Origin of the sequence: Kosakonia oryzae (assembly GCF_001658025.2) — a bacterium.
GTDB lineage: Bacteria > Pseudomonadota > Gammaproteobacteria > Enterobacterales > Enterobacteriaceae > Kosakonia > Kosakonia oryzae.
Genome location: NZ_CP014007.2, coordinates 4,815,558 through 4,836,937, shown reverse-complemented (window position 1 = coordinate 4,836,937; position 21,380 = coordinate 4,815,558). Strand labels below are relative to the sequence as shown.

Below are 21,380 nucleotides of genomic sequence, written 5' to 3'. Positions count from 1 at the left end.
TATGGCTGCGGATTACTCTTTTGCCATTGGCGTGTCGATAGTTTGCGGCGTTTTGCTGCCCTGAATCTCTTTCACGCGTTTCTCTACGTCAGCCACCTGTGATCTGTTATGCAGCAGGGTGTACGTCAGATCGAAGCGTGTACTCTGACCCGGTTGCAGTTGTTTTACGCGTTTTTGCGCGCGTTCAATGGTGACCGGATAGGCATAGCTGGTGCCCGGCTCAATTCCGGTGACATAGCCCTGTTTTTCCGTGTCCGTGTTTTTCCACATCGTCAGCACTGGCAGTTGTTCGGTGTTATAGCTAATCGCCACCCCTATATCGCCCGCTTTGTTCACCAGCGCGGCCACCGTCTGTTTGCTGGCATCGGCCAGCGGTTTGATATTAAACACCATCTCATCGAAGCCTTTGGTCGGCCCGGCGTAGGTTTGCCACTCTTTCAGGCCACCTTTGGCGTAATCATTGAAGGGGCTGACGTTTTCATACGGCGTTATAAAACGCGCGCCCTGTTCGAGAATCGGTTTGCTGAAGTTGCTGTGATAGATAATTTGATAGTCGTGTGGGTAATCCGCATGGTTGGTCAGCACATCATGCAGGCTGAAGCTGTTGCTGCCAGGAATATAGCGCAGCTCCGTCTCAGTTTGCAGATCCACTTTTTTAAACGCGCTCTCTTTTACCAGCCCGCGAATACGAATTTCATAAGGCGCTGTTTCGCTGACATCCACCGAAACCTGGGATGCAGGCGTGTTGCCCACTTTGCCGTGCAGGGTATAAATCTGCCCGTCAGCGGTGACCGGATGGCCGGTCCATTCATAACCGCAGCGCACCACCATCTCGTTGAAACCTTCCAGCCAGCCCAGGCCGTTACGGCTTTCGAGGTTAATAAATGCCGGGTTGACTACCTCTTTAACCGGTGAATTCCAGCCCAGATGTACGCCAAAACCGTCGGCGTAAAGCAAATTCATGCCGCGCGTCGGGCTAAGGGCAATGGTGAGGCCGTTTTTGCTGATCAGTTTAATGACTTTACTGCCTTCCTGCTTGCCACCATGCAGTACCACCTGCTCAATGCTGAACTGCTGATCTTTGATGTTCAGCTGATCGCTGGTAATCCGCCAGTTTCCTTGTTCTGTACCGCCTTCAGCACTTGTCAGCACCCAAGTTTTCGCCATCGCCGGGCCAGAGATAAGCAGTGCCAGAGCGGAAAGTATTACTCTCTTTTTCATCATTTCATCCTTTTTAGCTGAATCGATTATCGTCACCACGGCGAAAATCTACGTTTTGCGCAGTGGATAAAATGTGATCCGATTCATCTGATGAAAAACAGCGCAGAATGATGTCTGAAAAGCGAATATTGATCCCATTTATGAGAGAAATGAAACGTATAACGGTATTAAATTTGTGATCGCTGATGATTTTAGCTTTAACGATTCAGCTAAACAGGTGTAATGCAGAAAGGCGATAAAAAAACGGGGGAAATCCCTCCCCTGGCGGAGAGGGGGATTGTCGGGCGATTACTGCTCGCTGGTTTCGGCCAGTTCGCGCAGATACTGGAAAATCAAACGCGCGGATTTTGGCGGTTTGTTGCCTTCTTTCTCTTTCTGCGCGTTACGGATAAGCGAACGCAGTTGCTGACGGTCGGCGTTCGGCCACAGGTTCAGCACTTCCGGCACCGCATCGTCGCCCTCTTCGATCAGACGATCGCGAATCTGCTCCAGCTTATGGAAAAATGCCACCTGCTGGTTGTGACGGTTTTTCAGCTTATCCAGCGCCTGGCGGATAGGATCCACGTCGCGTTGACGCAGCATTTTACCGATCAGCTGTAGCTGGCGGCGGCGGCCCTCTTTTTTGATGCGCTGCGCCAGTTCAATGGCGTCACGCAGATCCTGGTCGAGCGGGAGCTTATCCAGCGCGTTTTTCCCCAGATCTACCATTTCCGCGCCAAGCTGCTTTAACTCTTCAGCATCGCGCTTAATTTCACTTTTACTGACCCAGATGATCTCATCATCTTCGTCTTCAATATCATCACCGGGCACGTCGTCGAGCCAGTCGTCGGGCTGCTTTGTCATCTCAGGCTCCTTAAAAAAAGAGGCTAATGTTACCAGTTAAGGCGCGCACTGAAAAACGGTTCTCTGTTAGACTTCAAAGATTCTCTCCCTTAATTATGGCATTGGCGATGAAAGTAATCACACAAGTTGCACAACAACGCAAAACGCTGGAAGAAGCGGTTTCCACAGCACTGGAGCTGGCCTCCGGGAAAGCGGATGGTGCGGAAGTGGCGGTTAGCAAAACCACCGGGATCGGCGTCAGCACGCGCTACGGTGAAGTGGAGAATGTAGAATTTAACAGCGACGGCGCGCTGGGGATCACCGTTTATCACCAGAACCGCAAAGGCAGCGCGTCATCCACCGATCTCAGCCCGGATGCCATCGCCCGTACGGTGCAGGCCGCGCTGGATATTGCCCGCTACACCTCGCCGGATCCTTATGCAGGCGTGGCGGACAAAGAACTACTGGCCTTCGATGCGCCGGATCTCGATCTTTTCCACCCGGCGGAAGTGACGCCGGATGAGGCGATTGAGTGGGCGGCTCGCGCTGAACAAACCGCGCTGAAGGCTGACAAACGCATCACTAATACCGAAGGCGGCAGCTTCAACAGCCACTACGGCATTAAAGTTTTCGGCAACAGCCACGGTATGTTGCAAAGCTACTGCTCCACCCGCCATTCGCTGTCGAGCTGCGTGATTGCCGAAGAGAACGGCGAAATGGAGCGCGATTATGCGTACACCATTGGTCGTGATATCAACGATCTGAAAACGCCGGAGTGGGTCGGCGAAGAGTGCGCTAAGCGCACGCTGTCGCGCCTCTCGCCGCGTAAGCTGCCGACCATGAAAGCGCCGGTAATTTTCGGTCATGAAGTGGCAACCGGGCTGTTTGGTCATCTGGTCGGTGCGATTGCTGGTGGCGCGGTGTACCGTAAATCGACTTTCCTGCTCGACTATCTCGGCAAACAGATCCTGCCGGAATGGCTGACCATTGAAGAGCATCCGCATCTGCGTAAAGGGCTGGCTTCGACGCCGTTCGACAGCGAAGGCGTGCGCACCGAACGCCGCGATATCATTAAAGATGGCGTGTTGATGCAGTGGCTGCTGACCAACTACTCCGCACGTAAACTGGGGCTGAAAAGCACTGGCCACGCTGGTGGTATTCACAACTGGCGCATTGCCGGACGCGGCCTGAGCTTTGAGCAGATGCTGAAAGAGATGGGCACCGGCCTGGTGGTGACCGAACTGATGGGGCAGGGCGTGAGCGGTATTACCGGCGATTATTCCCGTGGAGCTTCTGGTTTTTGGGTAGAAAATGGTGAAATTCAGTATCCGGTGAGCGAAATTACCATCGCCGGCAACTTAAAAGAGATGTGGCGCAATATTGTTACCATCGGTGACGATATTGAACAGCGCAGTAACATTCAGTGTGGTTCAGTGTTGTTACCGGAGATGAAAATCGCCGGACAATAACATTACTCCGTGGCGCAAAGCAGTGCGCCTTAAGCGTGAATAATAAAAAGGAAGTGAGCAATGCGTAAAAATCTGTTAGCGATCCTTGCTGTGTCGTCATTGTTTGTTGGTTCGACGGTGTTTGCCGCCGATCTCGGTGATGATATGGATACCCTCAACGAAAATCTCAAAGTGGTGCAGAAAACCAGTGACGCCACAGAAATGAAAGATGCGTTAACCAAGATGCGTACCGCCGCGCTGGATGCACAAAAAGCCACACCGCCGAAGCTGGAAGGCAAAGCGCCGGACAGCGCCGAGATGAAAGATTTCCGGCACGGTTTTGATATCCTGGTGGGGCAAATTGACGGTGCGCTGAAGCTGGCCAACGAAGGCAAAGTGAAAGAAGCACAGGCGGCAGCGAAAGGGTTTGTTGACACGCGCAACACCTATCACAAGAAGTATCGTTAATCGGCTTTGAGCAGTACGTATAAAGCATTCCTCAGGGGGAAGATAGCGGTTTCCCCCTTATCCTCTTCACAGAGACGTTTTTATCCTCTCCCTGCGCGTTTCCGTATTTAGCCAATAATAACCAAATTTGGTAGCTTGCTTTTCTGGCATATTAAAAACCGTTATCCGAAATATTGCCGATACGTCTTCACAGACAAAGATTATTTGCCTTATTTTAACACGATGAAATTATCACAAATGCTGAATACAAAGATTGGAATAATTCCATGAAGGGATCTCTGCGTTGCAAATAATATTTCGCTGTAATCGCAATGTGAATAATAAAACTTATTCACCAGACTCTGTCTGGTTGAATATCCTGTCTTTTTGCGCGGTTATAAAAATACATTCTAATTTTTATCTGATTGTCACTGTTATCATTTGTTGTCTATTAGTGGTTTTATTGTAACTCCATGAAAAATATGTATAAAAACAAAGAGGTGATTATTTGAGCACTATTGCCTGTTGATTGACTGTTATTAATTTGGGGCATAGCCTTATAAGGCTGGCTTATGATAGCCAGTCGTATTATTCTTGTGACAATTTGATGGATTAAATACCTATGACAGGTGATATCACGGATTCAATTGGCAATACGCCATTGATAGAGATTCTTAAAGACCGGCAGTTCAATTCTCATCTTTATGTCAAGCTGGAATCATTCAACCCCGGAGGATCAATAAAAGACCGGGTTGCATTACGGATGATTTCTCAATGCGAACGGCATGAGAAAATTAGACCCGGTATGGAATTGGTTGAAGCTACCTCCGGTAATACAGGTGTTGGCGTTGCCTGGATCGGAAAGCATAAGGGATATAAAGTCACCATTGTTACCCATGATAAAATCAGTAAAGAGAAACTGGCGTTATTAAAACATCTTGGCGCTAATGTTATCCTCACTTCATCATCGTCCCCCGCAGGTTCCCGAACCCACTATATAGAAATGGCTAAAGAATACGCAGCAGTTTCCGGGCGGTATTATCTTAACCAATTCTGTTCTCCTTATAACAGTGAAGCTCATTATTTTTCAACAGCACCAGAAATATACCAACAAACGCAGGGCAATGTGGATGCCATTGTTTGTGGTATCGGATCCGGCGGTACCGTCATGGGAATATCGCGTTACTTCCGCGAACATGCTCCCAATGTGAAAATTATCGCTATTGATCCAGCCGGTTCGATTTATCACGCAGATAAATATTCCGAGGATCGTCAGCCAAAGCCCTGGTGTATTGAAGGGGTCGGTTCTGATTTTATTCCGGAAATATATGACAAAAAATTTGTCGACGAGATTTATCAGGTTACCGATAGAGAAGCCATCGACACCTGCCATGAGCTGTATACCAGTGATGCAGTAGATATTGGCCTGTCGAGTGGTGCTATTGTTTCAGTGGCGAAAAAAATAGCCGAAATGGCACTCTACAAGCATATTGTTTGCATCTCTCCTGATTCCGGTGAGCGCTATATCTCTAAACTAGCGGCAAAATAACCCAGCAATCTATTTTTATGGGGAACTCCTGATTATGACTGTTTTTTCTTATAAAACAGATGATGAGCTATATTCAAATTTCGATCTTGAAAGAAACGTTCTTACTAATCTGAAAAGCACTCTGGAAGACAAATTCATTGTGTTGGTTGAAGGCGACCATTCCGATGAAAATAAAATATATACGCATAATGCAGCCGCTGAAATAAGGGGGATTCTGGCTATTGATAAAGCCCTGTGTGCTTTGGGGCTCAACTACAAAAGAGTGGCCAGTACCGACGCCAAAATAAAAGATTATCTGGCTGTTGCTGATTATGCATTTATTTATGCGCAAGGCGAATTTGGCGAAGATGGTCGTATTCAGGGATGGCTGGATTATCTTGGTGTTGCTTATCCTGGGCCTGGCATCGCAGCCAGCGCCATTTGTTGCGATAAATTATATTTCAAGCACGTTATGAAAAGTTCAGGCATTAATACCGCGCCTTATTACGAACTGGAAAGCGGTGAAACGCTAGATTCATTACAGACAAAAGCCGCTATTCTTGCTTATCCGGTAATGATGAAAGAAAGGCAGGGTGGCAGCAGCCTGGGTATTACGTTAATTAACAACGATCAGGATTTGAAATACTGGAAAGAACAGCAGTGTGTGAAAGGCATCACTTCGTACTTAATGGAAAAGTATATTGATGGCGCATTTGTGACGGTTGGAATTATTCAATTATCAACCGGATACTATGTTCTGCCGGTACTGACTACAGAGACGGAAGCGCAGTTTTATGATGCAGAATTGAAACTTGGCAAAAGCAAAAATAGCATTAACTACTGTTTGGGCGGCAATTTTTCTGCAACACAGCAGCAAACCATAAAAGAGACTGCATGGCAGGCATTTTTGCACAGTGGCTGTGAAGGTATTTCCAGGGTCGACATGATGATTCAGGGCGATAACGTCTTTGTCCTGGAGATCAATACTGTGCCAGGGATTTCTCATGGCGGGAACTTTACCCAAATGTTTACCTCTTTCGGCTTCAGCTATGAAGAAATGATCCTCGCAATAATGAATACGGCATTTCTTAAGCAAGCAACGCACCAGGCACCGATGTGAAAAGACCACCTTACGTTTGCCAGTATTGGCACACGGAACTCAAAGAGTTCCACAGTCTGCCGGCGTCGTTGACGGAACTTCTTGATTTTTGGTCCGTTCGATCATGTGGGCTGGCATGCGCAAGCTCGGCACTCCTGTTACTGGAAGGGATTCATGTTTCTGTCCAAACGTTGTTCAACGCTTGTGTCAGCATCGGCGGGTATACCGCGCAGGGCTGGCGGCATGAACAACTTGCGCAGGTGATTTCAACGCATGGCATTACCGCCCAGGCGATGCCGTTGAGTCTGGAGCAGGTCATAGAAAAACTGACAACATCACAGCTCATCATCGCTTCTGTTACGCATAAATTTCCGTGCGATGGCCGTCGTGGTGGACACCTGGTTTTGCTCTATGCACTCAGGAATATGTTTGGCCAACGCTTTATCTGTTTTATGGATCCGACAACCTGGGGGAAAACACATCATGCTGTTACGGTTGAACAGTTTTCCTGTAGTTTTTCAATGAAAGGCATCGTTCTGTCTGGCAGGGTATAAAAACATGGCACATTTTCTTTTTATCAATGCAAACCTTACTGGCCTTAAAGCAATTAAAGAAATTATTTCTTTAGGGCATGATATCTCTTATGTCGAATCGACTTCTTTTATCTGTTACGCTGACACTGATGAAAATAAATATATTAAAAAGTCGTTAACTGATATTTACTATTTTGAAGATACTGACAAAGCCGATAAGCTTCTGAAGCTTGCCTGTGAAATAGATAAGAAAAAAACACTTGATGGAATAATTTGTATTGCGGAGAACTCAATGGAATCGGCTGCTGCGGTAGCCGAAGCACTGCATTTACCCTTTCCCTCATACCATGCAGTATTAAAAAGCAGAAATAAAGATAATACTCGTGAGTGCCTTAATCAACACGGTATTAAAAATGCAAAATTCCGCCATGTGAAAACCAATGGTGATTTAGTTCGTGCTGCCGATGAAATAGGTTATCCTTTGGTTATTAAGCCTAAAACATCCCTTAACAGTGTGGCGACTGCAATTGTTCGTGATGCTTCACAATTGCATCGCGCCTGGCAGGGGATCATGGATGCTGTCGCTCGCGAACCGTTAAAAATGCAGGAGCAGTATTTACGCGGGTTTCTGGTGGAGGAATACCTGGTCGGTAATATGGTATCCGTGGAAGTTGCGCATGATGGCCTGCTATATAATGCATTTATGATTTCCGGCCGGGGACGTTCAAGTCAGAATGAACTTGTAGAATACCGAATTGATATGCCTGCGCTATTAACAGAGTCTGAACAGAAATTATGCCGCGAATATACTATTTCTGTTCTTTCCGCTCTGGGATTAAGCCATGGGATTTTCCATATTGAATTGATCCTGACGAAATCAGGGCCGGTGCTTGTTGAAGTTAACCCGAGAATTATGGGTAGCTATATGCCTATCCTTTATAACAATGTCTCTGGAAACAATATCTTCCGCTGGCTTGCTGATATTCATTCCGGCGTGCCATTGAACGAACAGGAGATTCTGCAAAGCGACGGTGTCGGCAGCGCTATCCGCTTTGACGTCGCCAAAGAGGGAAGCTACTCGCCGCAGAAATTCCGTGAGCTGGTATTGTCATGGTTCCGGCCAGTCTATGAAGAGTTATCCGGTCAACAAGGCATGTCGCAGGTTAAACCGGGTGAAACGATAGGGCGGATTCAGGTTATTTATCCGAACCATCAGATGCTGGAAAACGATCTGTGCGGCTTTTTTGCGCAGGTTCAACAGGAGATGGAACTGGAGTTACTCCATTGATTAAAGAAAACGCCATAGATTATCCGCTCACTGGCAAACGTAATATTGCAATGCTGGTGGCAGGGTCTTTTATTGCGACAGTCGGGAGAGGCGTGACTCTCCCGTTTTTGCCGCTGTTTTTACATAACCAGTTGGGAATGTCTATCCTCAATACTGGTAACGTACTTACGCTGGCAATTGTCGTTGGGATTTTATTGAGTATCGTCAGTGGAAAGTTGGCTAACCTTTTCAGCCATAAATTATTATTGACATTATCTTTGCTTATTTTTTCTCTCTCATTTTTAATTCTCGGTTATTTCTACTCTGCCGTTGTTTTTGTTATCTGCTTTACGTTGATAACCTGCTGCTACGCATTATATTCCACGATCATCAAGTGCTTTATTTCTGACCATTTCGGTGACGATGAGAAAACCCGCGTTTTTTCTCTGAATTATACCTTTATCAACATCGGCTGGATGGTTGGGCCGTTAATCGGCGCCTGGCTGGTGGGAAATCATGTCTATTTCCCTTTTCTTTTATCTGCCATCCTGGGCCTGCTGGCCATTGTCGTGACGGCGGGTTTGACGATGAGAACGCAGGCGGTAGCCGCAACGGCTCCTTCATTGCATACATCTGCGCGGGATAAACGGCGGCTTATTATTCTTTGGGTTTTCACGCTGGCTATTTTCCTGGCTTCTTTCGTGTTTGAGCGCTTTGCCAGTTGTATTTCACAAATTCTGATGGTGAATCACGATGCGGTAACCGTAGGGAATATTGTCTCTGTTCTGATTACCACCAATGCGATTACGGTTGTGTTGTTCCAGTACATTACCGGCAATCTCATGAGTAAGTTCTCATTCGCCATGGGATTCCTGGCTGGGACAATATGCCTGGTAGCGGGGTTATTTATCTTCAGCACTGCCGGTGAAAACCGGGTTGTCTGGATCGCGGGAATGTTTTTTTTCTCGTTCGGCGAGATTATTTTTGCACCGTTGCAATATCGGGTCATTGACCAGATTGCGCCGCCTGCGGAGAGAGCCTTTTATTTCTCGTTTCAGAACATGGGCAGCCTTGGCGGGGCGGTAAATCCGGCAGTGACAGGCGTGCTGCTTGCGTTTATGCCACCAGCGGACGTACCCGTCGTGTTGATACTGGTGAGCGTATTCTGTTTTGCGCTGTTTTATGTCGGGATTGCACTATCGCGCAGGCTGGCGCCTGCGACAGCATAATCTTTAGCGCAGAACGCCCATTCACTGGGGGGAAGCCGCCATCCGGTATGTTGATTCCGCCGCTTATGGAATCAACAGTACCTTGCCGCTAAACAGCCGGTTCTCCAGCAAGTTATGCGCCTCTTTGCCGCGGGAAAGCGGGAATGATGTCACCGTGGGCAGCGTGATATCTCCGGCTTTCAACAGCGCAAACAGCCGGTCGGCGCGGCGCTGTCTCTCCTGCTGCGAGGTGAGGTACGTCCAGAGATCGGCACCGATAACGCCGGCGGATTTCAGTAACAGCCCGGTCGGATCAAAGGCCGGGATCTCACCGCCAGACATACCAAATAACACCACCCGGCCGCTATCTTTCAGGCTCTGCATACTTTCCAGCAGCGTGCTGCCCACCGAATCAAAAACGATATCGCAGCCTGATGAATGCCAGGCGCGCCCCTGTTCTGGCCAGCCGTAATAATCGGTCGCGACCTCGGCACCATTGTGCAGGCAGGCGGCCTGTTTGCTTTTACTGGAGGCGACAGCGAAAACATGCACGCCGCGCGCCACCAGCATTTGCGTCAGCAGATTGCCAACACCGCCCGCTGCCGCCAGCACCGCAACATGCATGCCCGGTTCAACGGGTAAGATGTCATGCAACAGATAATCCGCGGTTAAGCCCTGTAACAATATCGATGCGGCTTCCGCTTCCGAAACCCAGTCAGGCAGGCGGATAGCATGATCTTGTGGCACCAGAATGTGGCTGGCATGCGCCAGTGGAACATCGGCAAAGCCGACGCGATCGCCCACCTGCCAGCCTTCCACGCCGCTGCCGACGTTGAGCACGCGCCCCGCACCTTCGTAACCGGCAATCCACGGCGCCGTTCCCGCCAGCGGATAACGCCCCTGGCGACGATAAATATCGGCAAAGTTCAGCCCGGCGGCGGAAACCTCCACCAACAGTTCGCCTTCGCCCGGTTCCGGCGCAGGGCTGGTGCGCAACCACAGCACTTCGGGGGAACCAAATTGATCAAAAACCAGCGATTGCATCATGAAAAAATCCCGCAGATGATAATCACATTATTATTTCTCGCTGCTATGCGGGGATAAATGCGGGTTTGTTATCTTCATTTGATACTGAAAATTTGGAATAGCCAAAAATGGATTATTTGAAATGCGTTGAATCGTTTGTCACGACGGTGACCCGCGGCAGCTTTACGGCGGCGGCAGAAACGCTGGGGATCACGCCCGCGATGGTGGGTAAACACGTGCGCGAACTGGAGCTCAGAACGGGGTGTCAGTTGCTGCATCGCACCACGCGCCGCCAGGGGTTAACCGACGCGGGCCAGCGTTTCTATCAATATGGGCTGCAAATTCTGGCCACGGTGCGTGACGCGGATGGGCTGGCAAGCGAGCTGTATGAAAATGTTGCCGGGTTGCTGCGCATCAGCGCGCCAGTTGCCTGGGGGAACCGAGTACTGACGCCGATCCTGTCGCGGTTTTTGCAGCATTATCCGGGCGTGAATGCGGAGATGGTGCTCAGCGACCGTAAAGTCTCGCTGATTGAAGAGCGTTTTCAGTTGGCGATTCGGATTGGTGCCATTAACGATGACGGTAGCGTCGCCATTCCCCTTCCGCCGTATCGCATGTTACTTGCGGCCTCGCCGGACTATCTGGCTCGCCACGGCGTTCCCGGTTCACCGGACGAGCTAAAGCACCATCACTGCGTCAGCTTCAGCCAGTGGCGCTCGGATCATCGCTGGCAACTGGAAGGGCCATCCGGCACGCAGGAGATTGCGATCGTGCCCCGGCTGATGGTCGATTCCGGCGAGGCGCTGCGCCAGGCGGCGCTCAGCGGGCTGGGAATTGTGCAGCACGCTTTTATCACGCTGCAACGGGACATCGACGCCGGCCGACTGTGCAGGGTACTGCCAGAGTGGCTACCGTCGCCAAGACCGATGCATCTGTTGCGTTTGCCCGGCCGTCCGCTGCAGCCGCTGGTCGCCTCTTTCACCGATCATCTTCTGCGTGAGCTGAAGGCGGATCAGCAATAAGAAAACCTTATTACGCTCACGCTTTTCCCTTCGGCTTCCGCGTTTGTTTCTGCTTCCGCAAGGGCGTTTTTCCGCTTCTTTTGCGTAAATCTGTGACGCCTGCGCAGTGATATATCTCTTCCCGGACGATTTATGTGGCGCAGATCACTAACGCCTTTTCCCTTTCCACTTTGAAGTGGAAAACTCCTGGCTACAAACTCGTAACCCGCAACGTTAGTTTTATCTCAACGAGATGAATGGGGTACGACGAGTGAATAACGGAGCGGTAATGAACGATGCCCAAGAGCGGGTGGAGCAAACGGCAACCCTTGCCGGGCGCATGCTGACGCAGGTCTATGCGCTGCTGAGCAATCACGGTATCACGCCGAATGCGGTACAGCAGCAGATGCTGACCTCCCATGTTCGCGCGATGGCGCACCGGTCGGTGACCGGCGAACCGCTGCCAGAAGTGGATGCCAGCCTGTTTGATGAAATCTCGCCTGAATCAATGAACCTGGCCCGTGAAGTGGTGGCAGCGTTTGGCAATCTTCCGGAAGAAGAAGCCTGGCTGCTGTCGGTGCACTTTGAAGTGGCAAAAGAAAACCTCTGAGGAGCAAAAAATGGAACAAATTACCGTAGTGATTGGCGATCGTCTTGGCAAAGGCCAGAAAGTCGCAGCCGGCGTTGAAAAAGCGGGCGGCCGCGCCGTGGTGGTACCGGGCGTAGCGGCGGATATGAAACTGGGTGACGTGATGAAAGCAGAAAACGCCACGTTCGGCATTTCGTTTTGCGGCAGCGGCGGCGCGGGTGCCATCACCGCACAGAACAAACATGGCTATAAAGCCAAATACGGCATGCGCTCCGTGGAAGAGGGCGTTACCGCCATCAATGAAGGTTGCAATGTTCTCGGCTTCGGCTTTATGGACAAAGAAGAGTTGGGCGAGCGCCTGGTGCAGGCGTGGCAGAAAAAATACGGCGCATAACCATGAAAGAACAGTTCACCACCACGGTCAGGGTTAAGGGAAAAGGCGAAGCGAAAGCGCGCGCCTTCGCGGATGCGTTGAACCAGGTTCAGGCCGCGGTGATGAAAGCGTCGCCGCAGATTTTACTGCGTATCGAGCCACAGGATGTGCAGGTTGTTCATGCGCAGGAAACGATACGGAAAGAGGCGTTTTTATTCCTCTTTCTGCGTCGGGAAAGACGGACGTACAGCGTGGAGCTGGACGTCACCGTCAACGTGACCGCCATCAATCTCGATAAAGTGGACTTCGTCACGAAATAACTCAACGCATACCCGGTGAATCACCTCCGCTGGGTAGAAGAGGGCAGACTGATGTTCTTAATCATACTAATAAAATCGCTCATCATCGGCGGCCTGGTCGGCGTCGGTGTTGGCGCGGGGGCTGCACGCATGTTCCATGCGCCGACCACACAAGGGATGGGCGCATTTCGTACACTGGGCGAACTGAATTCCTGCGAAGGCGATCCTGCATCGCATTTCTCATTCGGCTTAGGCTTCTTCTTTAACGCCTGGGCCTCGTCCGTTGCGGCAGGTTCTTTTACCCAGGACGTTGACCACCGCATCATTCCGAACTGGGGTGCGGCGGCGTTGATGGTGAAAAACCGTAACGTCGGCGAAACCCTGCACGATCCGAAAAAGATGGCGATTGCCTGTGGCCTGATTGGCATGGTGGTCGTCACCTTCCTTAACCTGACCGCTTCCTCCGTTCCGGCGGCCTTGCAGGTCACCGCCGTTAAAGTGCTGGTTCCGGCGGCCAACCTGCTGGTGAACACCGTAATGCCGGTGATCTTCTGGCTGGCAGCCATCGACGCAGGCAAAAAATCGGGTTTCTGGGCGACCGTCTTTGGCGGCGCGGCGCAGCTAATTATGGGCAACGCCGTACCTGGCCTGGTACTGGGCATTCTGATTGGTAAAGGTGTGGAAGAGAGCGGCTGGAACCGCGTCACCAAAGTGATGATGACGGCCATTGTCGCGCTGTTTGTGCTGAGCGCGTTCTTCCGCGGCTTCGATCTGAAAATGATCGAATCTTTCCACCTGAGCGCGCCGAACTGGCTGGAGCTCATCCACAACTCGCTCAGCGGCAAATAAGGAAGCGAAATGGAACAGAATAAAGGGTTTTGGTACGCCGACTGGTCGTTCCCGATCTTTGTTGGCCTGCTCTCTTCCGGCGTGTTCGCCGGGACACATATGTACTATCTGTACGGCATTGGCGCGTTTAACGAAGTGGCGTTTGTCTCGATGCTGCGTTCCGGCATGGACACCGGCGTATACGGCGCGGTCGCCGCGTTTGGTGCCAGCTTCCTGTTCGCCCGCATCATCGAAGGTTCGCTGGTCGGTATCCTTGATATCGGTGGCGCAATCCAGACCGGTGTCGGCCTCGGTGTTCCGGCGCTGTTGCTGGGTGCAGGGATCCTCTTCCCGGTAGAGAACTTTGTCGCCTCGCTGGCAACCGGCCTGGTGCTTGGCCTGGCCATTGGTTACCTGATCATCCTGGCGCGTAAGTTCACCATCAACCAGAGCGATTCCACCTACGGCGCAGATGTGATGATGGGCGCAGGTAACGCATCCGGTCGCTTCCTTGGGCCGCTGATTATCCTCAGCGCCATGACCGCTTCCATTCCTATTGGTATTGGTTCGCTGGTTGGTGCTCTGCTGTTTTACCTCTGGCAGAAACCGATTACGGGCGGCGCGATCCTCGGCGCCATGCTGCTGGGCTCCATCTTCCCGGTCGCCCTCTGAACCCTACGGGCGCTACGGCGCCCGTTATTACTGGAGATTCGCATGTTTGATTTACTCCTGCGCCGGGCGCGTCTGGTTGACGATACGCTGACGGATATCGCCATCAAGGCAGGGAAAATCGCCGCGCTGGGCGAGATAAACGACCCGGCGGTTAAAACGCTCGATCTGCACGGCAAACACTATGTCAGCGCCGGATGGATTGATTCCCACGTACACTGCTACCCGAACTCGCCGATTTACCACGATCAACCCGACAGCGTCGGTATCAACACCGGCGTGACGACGGTGATTGATGCAGGCAGTACCGGTGCTGATGATGTCGATGATTTTTATGCCATTACCCGCGAGGCGGCGACTGAAGTGTATGCGCTGCTGAACATCTCCCGCGTCGGGCTGATTGCCCAGAACGAGCTGGCCAACATGGCTAATATTGACGCGAACGCCGTACATGACGCGGTGAAACGCCACTCGGATTTTATCGTCGGCCTGAAAGCGCGCATGAGCAGCAGCGTAGTCGGCGAAAACGGCATCGCGCCGCTGGAACGCGCGAAGGCGATCCAGAAGGCCAACGGCGATTTGCCGTTGATGGTGCACATTGGCAACAATCCGCCGAACCTCGATGAAATCGCTGAGCTGCTGACCTCAGGCGACATCATTACCCACTGCTATAACGGCAAACCGAACCGCATTCTGGCGCCGGGCGGCGAGTTACGCGCTTCCGTGGCGCGCGCCATTGCGCGTGGCGTGCGTCTTGATGTCGGGCACGGCAGCGCCAGCTTCAGCTTTGCGGTGGCCAAACAGGCCATCAGCCTCGGCATTCTGCCGCAGACCATCAGTTCTGATATCTACTGCCGCAACCGGATCGACGGCCCGGTACGATCGCTGGCAAATGTGATGTCCAAATTCCTCGCCATTGGCCTGTCGCTGCCGCAGGTGATTGCCTGCGTGACCGACCACGCCGCCGCTGGCCTGCGCCTGAAGCATAAAGGGCGTCTTGCCGTCGGCTTTGATGCCGATCTGACCATTTTTGACCTGCGTCGCCAGTCGGTACTGTTCACCGATGCGGAAAACGACAGCCTGCAGGCCGAACAGTTACTCACGCCGCTGGCCGCCATTCGCGCGGGCAAAGGCTATCTGACCGAACAAGGGAGTGCAGAACATGCCTTCGATTTATGAAAAATACAATTTAAAACAGGTGATTAACGCCTCCGGCCGAATGACCGCGCTGGGCGTTTCCACCCCGCGCCCGGAAGTGGTGGAAGCCGTGCTTGGCGGCATGAATCACTACTTCGAAATGAAAGATCTGGTGAACAAAACCGGCGAATACATTGCGAAGCTGCTGGACGTGGAAGCGGCGACCGTTGTCTCCTGCGCCTCGGCGGGGATTGCGCAATCCGTTGCTGCGGTGCTGGTGCGCGACAGCGACTGGCTGCTGGAGAATCTGCACAGCACGGTGATGGAGAACAACGAAATCGTGCTGCCGCGCGGTCACAACGTGAACTTCGGTGCACCCGTTGGCACGATGGTGGCGCTCGGCGGCGGGAAAGTGGTGGAAGCGGGTTATGCCAACGAATGCTCCGCCGATCAGCTGGCGGCGGCAATCTCGCCGCGCACGGCCGCGATCCTCTACATCAAATCACACCACTGTGTACAAAAAAGCATGCTCAGCGTGGAGCAGGCGGTGGTGGTGGCGCGTAAGCATAACCTGCCGTTAATTGTCGATGCCGCAGCGGAAGAGGATCTGCAATGCTATTACCGCGCCGGGGCCGATTTGGTGATTTACAGCGGCGCGAAGGCCATCGAAGGGCCAACCAGCGGGCTGGTGATCGGCAAAACCCAGTACGTTGAATGGGTGAAACGCCAGACGGCGGGCATTGGCCGCGCCATGAAAGTCGGCAAAGAGGGCATTCTTGGCCTGACCTGCGCCATCGAACACTATCTGAGCGCCCGCAAAGAGAGCGGGGCGGAGATGGTCGCCAAGATGACGCCGTTTATCGACCAGCTCAACACGCTGCAAGGCGTGAGCGCTCGCGTGGTATGGGACAGCGCAGGGCGCGACATTGCCCGCAGCGAAATCAAGTTTGATGAGGCGGTAACCGGCATCGCCACCGGCGACCTGGTCAACGCGCTGAAACAGGGTGAATACGCCATCTATTTCCGTGGCTATAAAGCCAATGAAGGCATTATCGAAGCCGATGTGCGCAGCGTGAGCGCTGAGCAACTGGCGATTGTTTATCGCCGTATCGCCGAAGAATTGAAGGAGCAACACGCATGAAACTGACCCCGAACTTTTACCGCGATCGCGTCTGCCTGAACGTACTGGCGGGAAGCAAAGAGAACGCCAGCGCCATCTATGAAGCGGCTGAAGGCCATGTGCTGGTCGGCGTGCTATCCAAAAATTACCCGGACGTGGCGTCAGCAGTGGCGGATATGCGCGATTACGCAGCACGTATCGATAACGCGCTCTCTGTTGGCCTTGGCGCGGGCGATCCGAACCAGTCGGCGATGGTCAGCGCCATCTCCCGCGACGTACAGCCGCAGCACGTCAACCAGGTGTTTACCGGCGTAGCAACCAGCCGCGCGCTGCTTGGGCAGAATGAAACGGTGGTTAACGGTCTGGTCTCACCGACCGGCACGCCAGGGTTGGTGAAAATCTCCACCGGGCCGCTCAGCAGCCAGGCAGCCGACGGTATTGTGCCGGTGGAAACCGCCATTGCTCTGTTGAAGGATATGGGCGGTAGCTCGATTAAATATTTCCCGATGGGTGGGCTGAAGTGCCGTGATGAGTTTCAGGCGGTTGCCGATGCTTGCGCGCGCCATGACTTCTGGCTGGAGCCGACCGGCGGCATCGATCTGGAAAACTACAGCGAAATCCTGCGCATCGCGCTGGAGGCGGGCGTCAGCAAAATTATCCCGCATATTTACAGCTCGATTATCGATAAAGCGAGCGGTGATACCCGTCCGGCGGATGTACGCCAGTTACTGGCAATGACCAAAGCGTTAGTGAAGTAAACATTCTGCCCTCCCGCAACCGGTGGGAGGGAAACGCACACCATAAAGGAGCCACCATGCACACTGCCCGTCATCTGCTTGCTGCTTCACTCTCCCTGTTGGCGACCAGCGCCATTGCTCAGACGCAATACGCCTGGGTGGGAACCTACAACCCCAACGGCGAAGGCGTTTACCGCTTTACCGTTGACCCGCAATCGGGCGCGCTGAGCAACAAAACGCTGGTCAGTACGCTGCCGAATGCGGCGCAGCTTACCGTTTCGCAGGATGGCAAAACGTTGTATGTCGCCAGCGAAGTGGAAAAAGGCGTGGTGCAGGCGCTGCGTATTGGCGATAACGGCGCATTACAGGAGCTGAACCAGGTGTCATCCGGCGGTGCCGGGCCGGTTTATCTGGCGCTGACGCCGGATGGGCGTTATCTGCTGGTGGCAAATTATGTCAGTGGTTCGATTGCTGTACTGCCGGTAAAAGCCGACGGTAGCCTCGGCGAAGCAGTGGACAGCCATCAGGATCAGGGCGAACCGGGCGCCGCCAAACCCGCAGCAGCCGTGGAGGGCAGCTTTGCTATCAGCGATCATAACGGCCCGCATGCGCATATGATTGCCGCCGATCCGCAGGGGAAATTTGTCTTCTCAACCGATCTGGGCCTGGATCGCATTTATCAGTACCGCCTGGCGGCGCAGAGTGGCAAGTTAACGCCTAACGAGCCCCCTTTTATCAACGCGTCGTCAAAAGGCGCCGGGCCGCGTCACTTTGTCTTTACGCCAAAAGGCGATGGGCTGTGGTTGATCAATGAAGAGGCTTCAACGTTGACGTATTACACCCTGGACAGCGCAACCGGAACGCTGAAAGAGGGCAAAACTACCTCTGCGCTGCCAGCAACGTACAAAGGCACCAGCTTTGCCGCTGGTCTGGTACTCAGCCGGGATGGTAAACAACTGTATGTGGCTAACCGTCTGCATAACAGCGTGGCGCACTTTAGCGTACAGCCGGATGGTACGCTGGCGCATCAGGATGATATCTGGACACGCGGTGACTATCCGCGCTCGTTGACGTTGGATAAACAGGGGCGCTGGCTGTACGTCATGAATCAGCGCAGCGACAATATCACCCGTTTTCGCGTTGCGAAGGACGGTAAGCTCAGTTTTGTGCCGGATTACACCCCGGTGGGCAGCCCATCTCAGATGGTCATTTCCTCTCACTAAGCCAGGAGACTGACGTGCGATTCCCGAACCAACGTTTAGCGCAGCTGTTTATGATGTTGCAAAACGAGACACTGCCGCAGGATGAACTGGCACAAAGGCTGTCGGTCTCCACGCGTACCGTTCGGGCCGATATCACCGCCTTAAATGCGCTGCTGGAGCACCACGGCGCACAGTTTATTTTGACGCGCGGCAGCGGTTATCAACTGAAGATCGATGACGCTACGCGTTACCAGACACTACAGGCCTCCCGACCGCGCGCGCTGCGCATTCCCCGCAGCGGCCCGGAGCGCGTGCACTACCTGGTGGTGCGGTTTCTGACCTCGGCTTTTTCCCTGAAGCTGGAAGATCTGGCGGATGAGTGGTTTGTCAGCCGCGCCACGCTGCAAAACGACATGACCGAAGTGCGCGAGTGGTTTTCCCGTTATCGCCTGACGCTGGAAACCCGCCCGCGCCACGGCATGAAGCTGTTTGGCAGCGAGATGGCGCTGCGCGCCTGTCTGACGGATCTGCTGTTTGAACTGGCGCAGCAGAACGCCCACAACCCGCTGATCACCGAAGAGGCGCTCAATCCTGGCGTGCCGGAAGCGCTGGCTGCCATTCTGCATGACTGCTTTAGCCGCTATAACATTCGGCTGACTGATGAGGGTGATCTGTTTATCCGCCTCTATTGTGCAGTCGCGGTGCGGCGTATCAGCGAAGGGTATCCGCTCTCGGAATTTACCGCCGAAGATGGCGATGAGAACGTGCGCGATGCGGCGCGCGCCATTTCTGCCGCGCTACAGCAACTGGCGGGAAAACCGCTGGCGGCGTCGGAAGAGCACTGGCTGCGGGTGCATATTGCCGGGCGGCGCGTGCAGGAGATTGCGCCGAGCGCCATCAGCGCCGACGACGACGAAACGCTGGTGAACTACATCCTTGGCTATATCAACACGCACTATAACTACAATCTGCAAAATGACGATCAACTGCATGCCGATTTACTGACGCACATTAAAACCATGATCACCCGCGTACGTTACCAGATCATGATCCCTAATCCGTTGCTGGATAACATCAAACAGCATTATCCGATGGCCTGGGATATGACGCTGGCAGCGGTATCCAGTTGGGGAAAATATACGCCGTATGTCATCAGCGAAAACGAAATTGGCTTCCTGGTACTGCATATTGGTGTAGGGCTTGAGCGCCACTACAACATTGGCTACCAGCGCCAGCCGCGCGTGCTGCTGGTGTGCGATGCCGGGAATGCGATGGTGCGGATGATTGAAGCGGTGCTGGCACGCAAATATCCGCAAATTGTTGTCTCCCGTACCGTGACGCTGCGCGACTACGAGCAGTGCGACGGTATTGCGGAAGATTTTGTCATTTCCACCGCGCGGATCAGCGAGAAAGACAAACCGATTGTCACCATCGCGCCTTTTCCCACCGATTATCAACTGGAGCAGATTGGCAAACTGGTGCTGGTGGACAGAACGCGCCCGTGGATGCTGGAAAAGTATTTTGATGCCACGCACTTCCGCATTATCGACGGCGCGATGGATCAGCAGACGCTGTTTAAAACCCTTTGCGATCAGCTTCAGGATGAAGGTTTTGTCGGCGCAGAGTTTGTGGATTCTGTGGTGGAGCGTGAGGCGATTGTCAGCACCATGCTCGGCGAAGGCATCGCGTTACCGCATGCGCTGGGGCTGCTGGCGAAAAAAACCGTTGTCTATACCGTGCTCGCACCAAAAGGCATTCAGTGGGGCGAGGAGATCGCGCATGTCATCTTCCTGCTGGCGATCAGTAAAAGCGAGTATGAAGAGGCGATGGCGATCTACGATATTTTTGTCACCTTCCTGCGCGAGCGTGCAGCCTCAAGGCTTTGCGATTGCGCCAATTTCGCCGCCTTCCACAGTGTGGCGATGGAGTGTGTCAGCCGGTTTTGACACAACCGGGTAGTGGCTACCCGGTTGTTTACGAGGCTAACCGTCGGTGGAACGCGTCACGTTCTCCCAGGCGTTGATTTCTGTTGTTAGCGTCGCCAGTTTCTCCCGTACCAGCGTGAGCGCATCACTACCTAACAGCAGATGGGCGGGCGGCGTAGCGCTTTGCATAATGGCCAGCATCGCGCGGGCGGCTTTTGCTGTATCGCCCAGTTGCTTGCCGCTTTTCTCCTCGCGCGCTTTGCGAATAGGATCGAAAAGCGCATCGTAATCGGCAATCGAGCGGGGCGAGCGGATCATCGAACGGCCCGCCCATTCAGTACGAAACGAACCGGGCGCGACGGCGGTAACAAAAATGCCAAACGGCCGCACCTCTTTGCCCAGCGCGTCGGAAATCCCCTCCAGTGCAAACTTGCTGCCGCAGTAGTAAGTAATGCCCGGCATAGTAATAAATCCCCCCATTGAGGTGATGTTGATGATGTGCCCGCGACGCCGTTGGCGCATGCCCGGAAGCACCGCTTTCATCATGGCGACGGCGCCGAACACGTTAACCTCAAACTGGTGGCGCAGGGCGTCCAGCGATGACTCCTCCATCACTCCTTCATGACCGTAACCCGCGTTATTCACCAGCACATCAATTGGCCCGACGCTGGTTTGCACTTCGGCAATGACATTGTCGATCGCGGAGAAATCCGTGATATCCAGGATGCGCCCGTAAGCGCGGCCGGATGACAGCGCCTCAAACGCGTGTTTTGCCTCCGTATTGCGCACTGTACCGATCACGCGATAGCCTGCGGCCAGCGCTTCCTGCGCCAGCGCACGGCCAAAACCGCTGCTGACACCGGTAATAAAAACAATTTTTTCTGCGGACATTGTCGTACTC

22 protein-coding genes are annotated in these 21,380 nt (G+C 53.0%); 18 read left to right on the top strand and 4 right to left on the bottom strand.

Annotated features, from left to right (window positions below; translation table 11 throughout):
* Positions 1 to 12: 12 nt before the first annotated feature.
* Both AWR26_RS22935 and yjgA read right to left on the bottom strand, forming a co-directional pair.
* Complete coding sequence (locus tag AWR26_RS22935) at positions 13 to 1,221, bottom strand: aldose 1-epimerase family protein (RefSeq protein ID WP_064568668.1); 1,209 nt, start codon at positions 1,219 to 1,221, stop codon at positions 13 to 15.
* 288 nt (positions 1,222 to 1,509) lie between these two features.
* Entirely contained in the window at positions 1,510 to 2,064 is a 555-nt protein-coding gene (yjgA, locus tag AWR26_RS22930; RefSeq protein WP_064568667.1) for a ribosome biogenesis factor YjgA, read from the bottom strand.
* A gap of 95 nt (positions 2,065 to 2,159) precedes the next feature.
* On the opposite strand from yjgA, the gene pmbA reads away from it, so the two are divergent.
* The 7 genes from pmbA (at position 2,160) to AWR26_RS22895 (ending at position 9,594) form a co-directional block, all read left to right on the top strand.
* The gene (gene pmbA, locus AWR26_RS22925; protein WP_064568666.1) at positions 2,160 to 3,512 is read left to right on the top strand and encodes a metalloprotease PmbA; all 1,353 of its coding nucleotides are present in this window, start codon (positions 2,160 to 2,162) and stop codon (positions 3,510 to 3,512) included.
* A 60-nt stretch (positions 3,513 to 3,572) separates the two neighbouring features.
* Positions 3,573 to 3,959, top strand: coding sequence for a cytochrome b562 (gene cybC / locus AWR26_RS22920; protein WP_043955395.1), 387 nt, complete (start codon positions 3,573 to 3,575; stop codon positions 3,957 to 3,959).
* Between the two features lie 601 nt (positions 3,960 to 4,560).
* Entirely contained in the window at positions 4,561 to 5,487 is a 927-nt protein-coding gene (locus tag AWR26_RS22915; RefSeq protein WP_082934130.1) for a PLP-dependent cysteine synthase family protein, read from the top strand.
* 34 nt (positions 5,488 to 5,521) lie between these two features.
* On the top strand, positions 5,522 to 6,586 hold the full coding sequence (locus AWR26_RS22910; protein ID WP_064568664.1) for a D-alanine--D-alanine ligase family protein: 1,065 nt from the start codon (positions 5,522 to 5,524) through the stop codon (positions 6,584 to 6,586).
* Complete coding sequence (locus tag AWR26_RS22905) at positions 6,583 to 7,119, top strand: hypothetical protein (protein WP_139227942.1); 537 nt, start codon at positions 6,583 to 6,585, stop codon at positions 7,117 to 7,119. The genes AWR26_RS22910 and AWR26_RS22905 overlap by 4 nt, the downstream gene beginning before the upstream one ends.
* 4 nt (positions 7,120 to 7,123) lie before the next feature.
* Entirely contained in the window at positions 7,124 to 8,386 is a 1,263-nt protein-coding gene (locus tag AWR26_RS22900) for an ATP-grasp domain-containing protein (RefSeq protein WP_064568662.1), read from the top strand.
* Complete coding sequence (locus tag AWR26_RS22895; protein WP_064568661.1) at positions 8,383 to 9,594, top strand: MFS transporter; 1,212 nt, start codon at positions 8,383 to 8,385, stop codon at positions 9,592 to 9,594. The genes AWR26_RS22900 and AWR26_RS22895 overlap by 4 nt, the downstream gene beginning before the upstream one ends.
* A 63-nt stretch (positions 9,595 to 9,657) precedes the next feature.
* Here AWR26_RS22895 and AWR26_RS22890 read toward each other — a convergent pair whose 3' ends face one another.
* Entirely contained in the window at positions 9,658 to 10,620 is a 963-nt protein-coding gene (locus tag AWR26_RS22890; protein WP_082934129.1) for a quinone oxidoreductase family protein, read from the bottom strand.
* Positions 10,621 to 10,727: 107 nt separating this feature from the next.
* On the opposite strand from AWR26_RS22890, the gene AWR26_RS22885 reads away from it, so the two are divergent.
* The 11 genes from AWR26_RS22885 to AWR26_RS22835 all read left to right on the top strand — a co-directional run bounded on the left by AWR26_RS22885 (position 10,728) and on the right by AWR26_RS22835 (position 20,500).
* On the top strand, positions 10,728 to 11,621 hold the full coding sequence (locus tag AWR26_RS22885) for a LysR family transcriptional regulator (RefSeq protein WP_064568660.1): 894 nt from the start codon (positions 10,728 to 10,730) through the stop codon (positions 11,619 to 11,621).
* A gap of 250 nt (positions 11,622 to 11,871) precedes the next feature.
* On the top strand, positions 11,872 to 12,210 hold the full coding sequence (locus AWR26_RS22880) for a glycine dehydrogenase (protein ID WP_071892783.1): 339 nt from the start codon (positions 11,872 to 11,874) through the stop codon (positions 12,208 to 12,210).
* Between the two features lie 10 nt (positions 12,211 to 12,220).
* Positions 12,221 to 12,583, top strand: a complete 363-nt coding sequence (locus AWR26_RS22875; protein WP_020456288.1) for an SFCGS family glycine-rich protein — start codon at positions 12,221 to 12,223, stop codon at positions 12,581 to 12,583.
* A gap of 2 nt (positions 12,584 to 12,585) precedes the next feature.
* A complete protein-coding gene (locus AWR26_RS22870) occupies positions 12,586 to 12,882 on the top strand; it encodes a DUF4312 family protein (protein WP_035887026.1) in 297 nt (98 codons plus the stop codon).
* A 51-nt stretch (positions 12,883 to 12,933) separates the two neighbouring features.
* Positions 12,934 to 13,710 carry a DUF4311 domain-containing protein gene (locus tag AWR26_RS22865; RefSeq protein WP_035887027.1) on the top strand — a complete coding sequence of 259 codons (777 nt, stop codon included), beginning with the start codon at positions 12,934 to 12,936 and terminating at the stop codon, positions 13,708 to 13,710.
* A 9-nt stretch (positions 13,711 to 13,719) separates the two neighbouring features.
* Positions 13,720 to 14,361 carry a DUF4310 family protein gene (locus AWR26_RS22860; RefSeq protein WP_007372812.1) on the top strand — a complete coding sequence of 214 codons (642 nt, stop codon included), beginning with the start codon at positions 13,720 to 13,722 and terminating at the stop codon, positions 14,359 to 14,361.
* A 42-nt stretch (positions 14,362 to 14,403) separates the two neighbouring features.
* Positions 14,404 to 15,537: an amidohydrolase/deacetylase family metallohydrolase gene (locus tag AWR26_RS22855; protein WP_064568658.1), complete on the top strand. Its 1,134-nt coding sequence runs from the start codon at positions 14,404 to 14,406 to the stop codon at positions 15,535 to 15,537.
* The gene (locus tag AWR26_RS22850; protein WP_064568657.1) at positions 15,521 to 16,636 is read left to right on the top strand and encodes a DgaE family pyridoxal phosphate-dependent ammonia lyase; all 1,116 of its coding nucleotides are present in this window, start codon (positions 15,521 to 15,523) and stop codon (positions 16,634 to 16,636) included. The genes AWR26_RS22855 and AWR26_RS22850 overlap by 17 nt, the downstream gene beginning before the upstream one ends.
* Positions 16,633 to 17,373, top strand: a complete 741-nt coding sequence (gene dagF, locus AWR26_RS22845) for a 2-dehydro-3-deoxy-phosphogluconate aldolase (protein ID WP_064568656.1) — start codon at positions 16,633 to 16,635, stop codon at positions 17,371 to 17,373. Before AWR26_RS22850 ends, dagF begins: the two co-directional genes overlap by 4 nt.
* Positions 17,374 to 17,429: 56 nt before the next feature.
* Positions 17,430 to 18,575 carry a lactonase family protein gene (locus AWR26_RS22840; protein ID WP_064568655.1) on the top strand — a complete coding sequence of 382 codons (1,146 nt, stop codon included), beginning with the start codon at positions 17,430 to 17,432 and terminating at the stop codon, positions 18,573 to 18,575.
* Positions 18,576 to 18,589: 14 nt separating this feature from the next.
* A complete protein-coding gene (locus tag AWR26_RS22835; protein ID WP_064568654.1) occupies positions 18,590 to 20,500 on the top strand; it encodes a BglG family transcription antiterminator in 1,911 nt (636 codons plus the stop codon).
* Between the two features lie 36 nt (positions 20,501 to 20,536).
* Here AWR26_RS22835 and AWR26_RS22830 read toward each other — a convergent pair whose 3' ends face one another.
* A complete protein-coding gene (locus AWR26_RS22830; protein WP_064568653.1) occupies positions 20,537 to 21,370 on the bottom strand; it encodes an oxidoreductase in 834 nt (277 codons plus the stop codon).
* Positions 21,371 to 21,380: the final 10 nt, after the last annotated feature.

What these genes read in the sequence shown, in the direction of transcription:
- AWR26_RS22935 (WP_064568668.1), bottom strand. Translation starts at nt 1,221, where the DNA reads ATGAAAAAGAGAGTAATACTTTCCGCTCTGGCACTGCTTATCTCTGGC.
- AWR26_RS22855 (WP_064568658.1), top strand. Translation starts at nt 14,404, where the DNA reads ATGTTTGATTTACTCCTGCGCCGGGCGCGTCTGGTTGACGATACGCTG.
- AWR26_RS22840 (WP_064568655.1), top strand. Translation starts at nt 17,430, where the DNA reads ATGCACACTGCCCGTCATCTGCTTGCTGCTTCACTCTCCCTGTTGGCG.
- AWR26_RS22870 (WP_035887026.1), top strand. Translation starts at nt 12,586, where the DNA reads ATGAAAGAACAGTTCACCACCACGGTCAGGGTTAAGGGAAAAGGCGAA.
- AWR26_RS22900 (WP_064568662.1), top strand. Translation starts at nt 7,124, where the DNA reads ATGGCACATTTTCTTTTTATCAATGCAAACCTTACTGGCCTTAAAGCA.
- AWR26_RS22850 (WP_064568657.1), top strand. Translation starts at nt 15,521, where the DNA reads ATGCCTTCGATTTATGAAAAATACAATTTAAAACAGGTGATTAACGCC.
- yjgA (WP_064568667.1), bottom strand. Translation starts at nt 2,064, where the DNA reads ATGACAAAGCAGCCCGACGACTGGCTCGACGACGTGCCCGGTGATGAT.
- AWR26_RS22865 (WP_035887027.1), top strand. Translation starts at nt 12,934, where the DNA reads ATGTTCTTAATCATACTAATAAAATCGCTCATCATCGGCGGCCTGGTC.
- pmbA (WP_064568666.1), top strand. Translation starts at nt 2,160, where the DNA reads ATGGCATTGGCGATGAAAGTAATCACACAAGTTGCACAACAACGCAAA.
- AWR26_RS22885 (WP_064568660.1), top strand. Translation starts at nt 10,728, where the DNA reads ATGGATTATTTGAAATGCGTTGAATCGTTTGTCACGACGGTGACCCGC.
- AWR26_RS22910 (WP_064568664.1), top strand. Translation starts at nt 5,522, where the DNA reads ATGACTGTTTTTTCTTATAAAACAGATGATGAGCTATATTCAAATTTC.
- AWR26_RS22890 (WP_082934129.1), bottom strand. Translation starts at nt 10,620, where the DNA reads ATGATGCAATCGCTGGTTTTTGATCAATTTGGTTCCCCCGAAGTGCTG.
- AWR26_RS22860 (WP_007372812.1), top strand. Translation starts at nt 13,720, where the DNA reads ATGGAACAGAATAAAGGGTTTTGGTACGCCGACTGGTCGTTCCCGATC.
- AWR26_RS22915 (WP_082934130.1), top strand. Translation starts at nt 4,561, where the DNA reads ATGACAGGTGATATCACGGATTCAATTGGCAATACGCCATTGATAGAG.
- dagF (WP_064568656.1), top strand. Translation starts at nt 16,633, where the DNA reads ATGAAACTGACCCCGAACTTTTACCGCGATCGCGTCTGCCTGAACGTA.
- cybC (WP_043955395.1), top strand. Translation starts at nt 3,573, where the DNA reads ATGCGTAAAAATCTGTTAGCGATCCTTGCTGTGTCGTCATTGTTTGTT.
- AWR26_RS22830 (WP_064568653.1), bottom strand. Translation starts at nt 21,370, where the DNA reads ATGTCCGCAGAAAAAATTGTTTTTATTACCGGTGTCAGCAGCGGTTTT.
- AWR26_RS22875 (WP_020456288.1), top strand. Translation starts at nt 12,221, where the DNA reads ATGGAACAAATTACCGTAGTGATTGGCGATCGTCTTGGCAAAGGCCAG.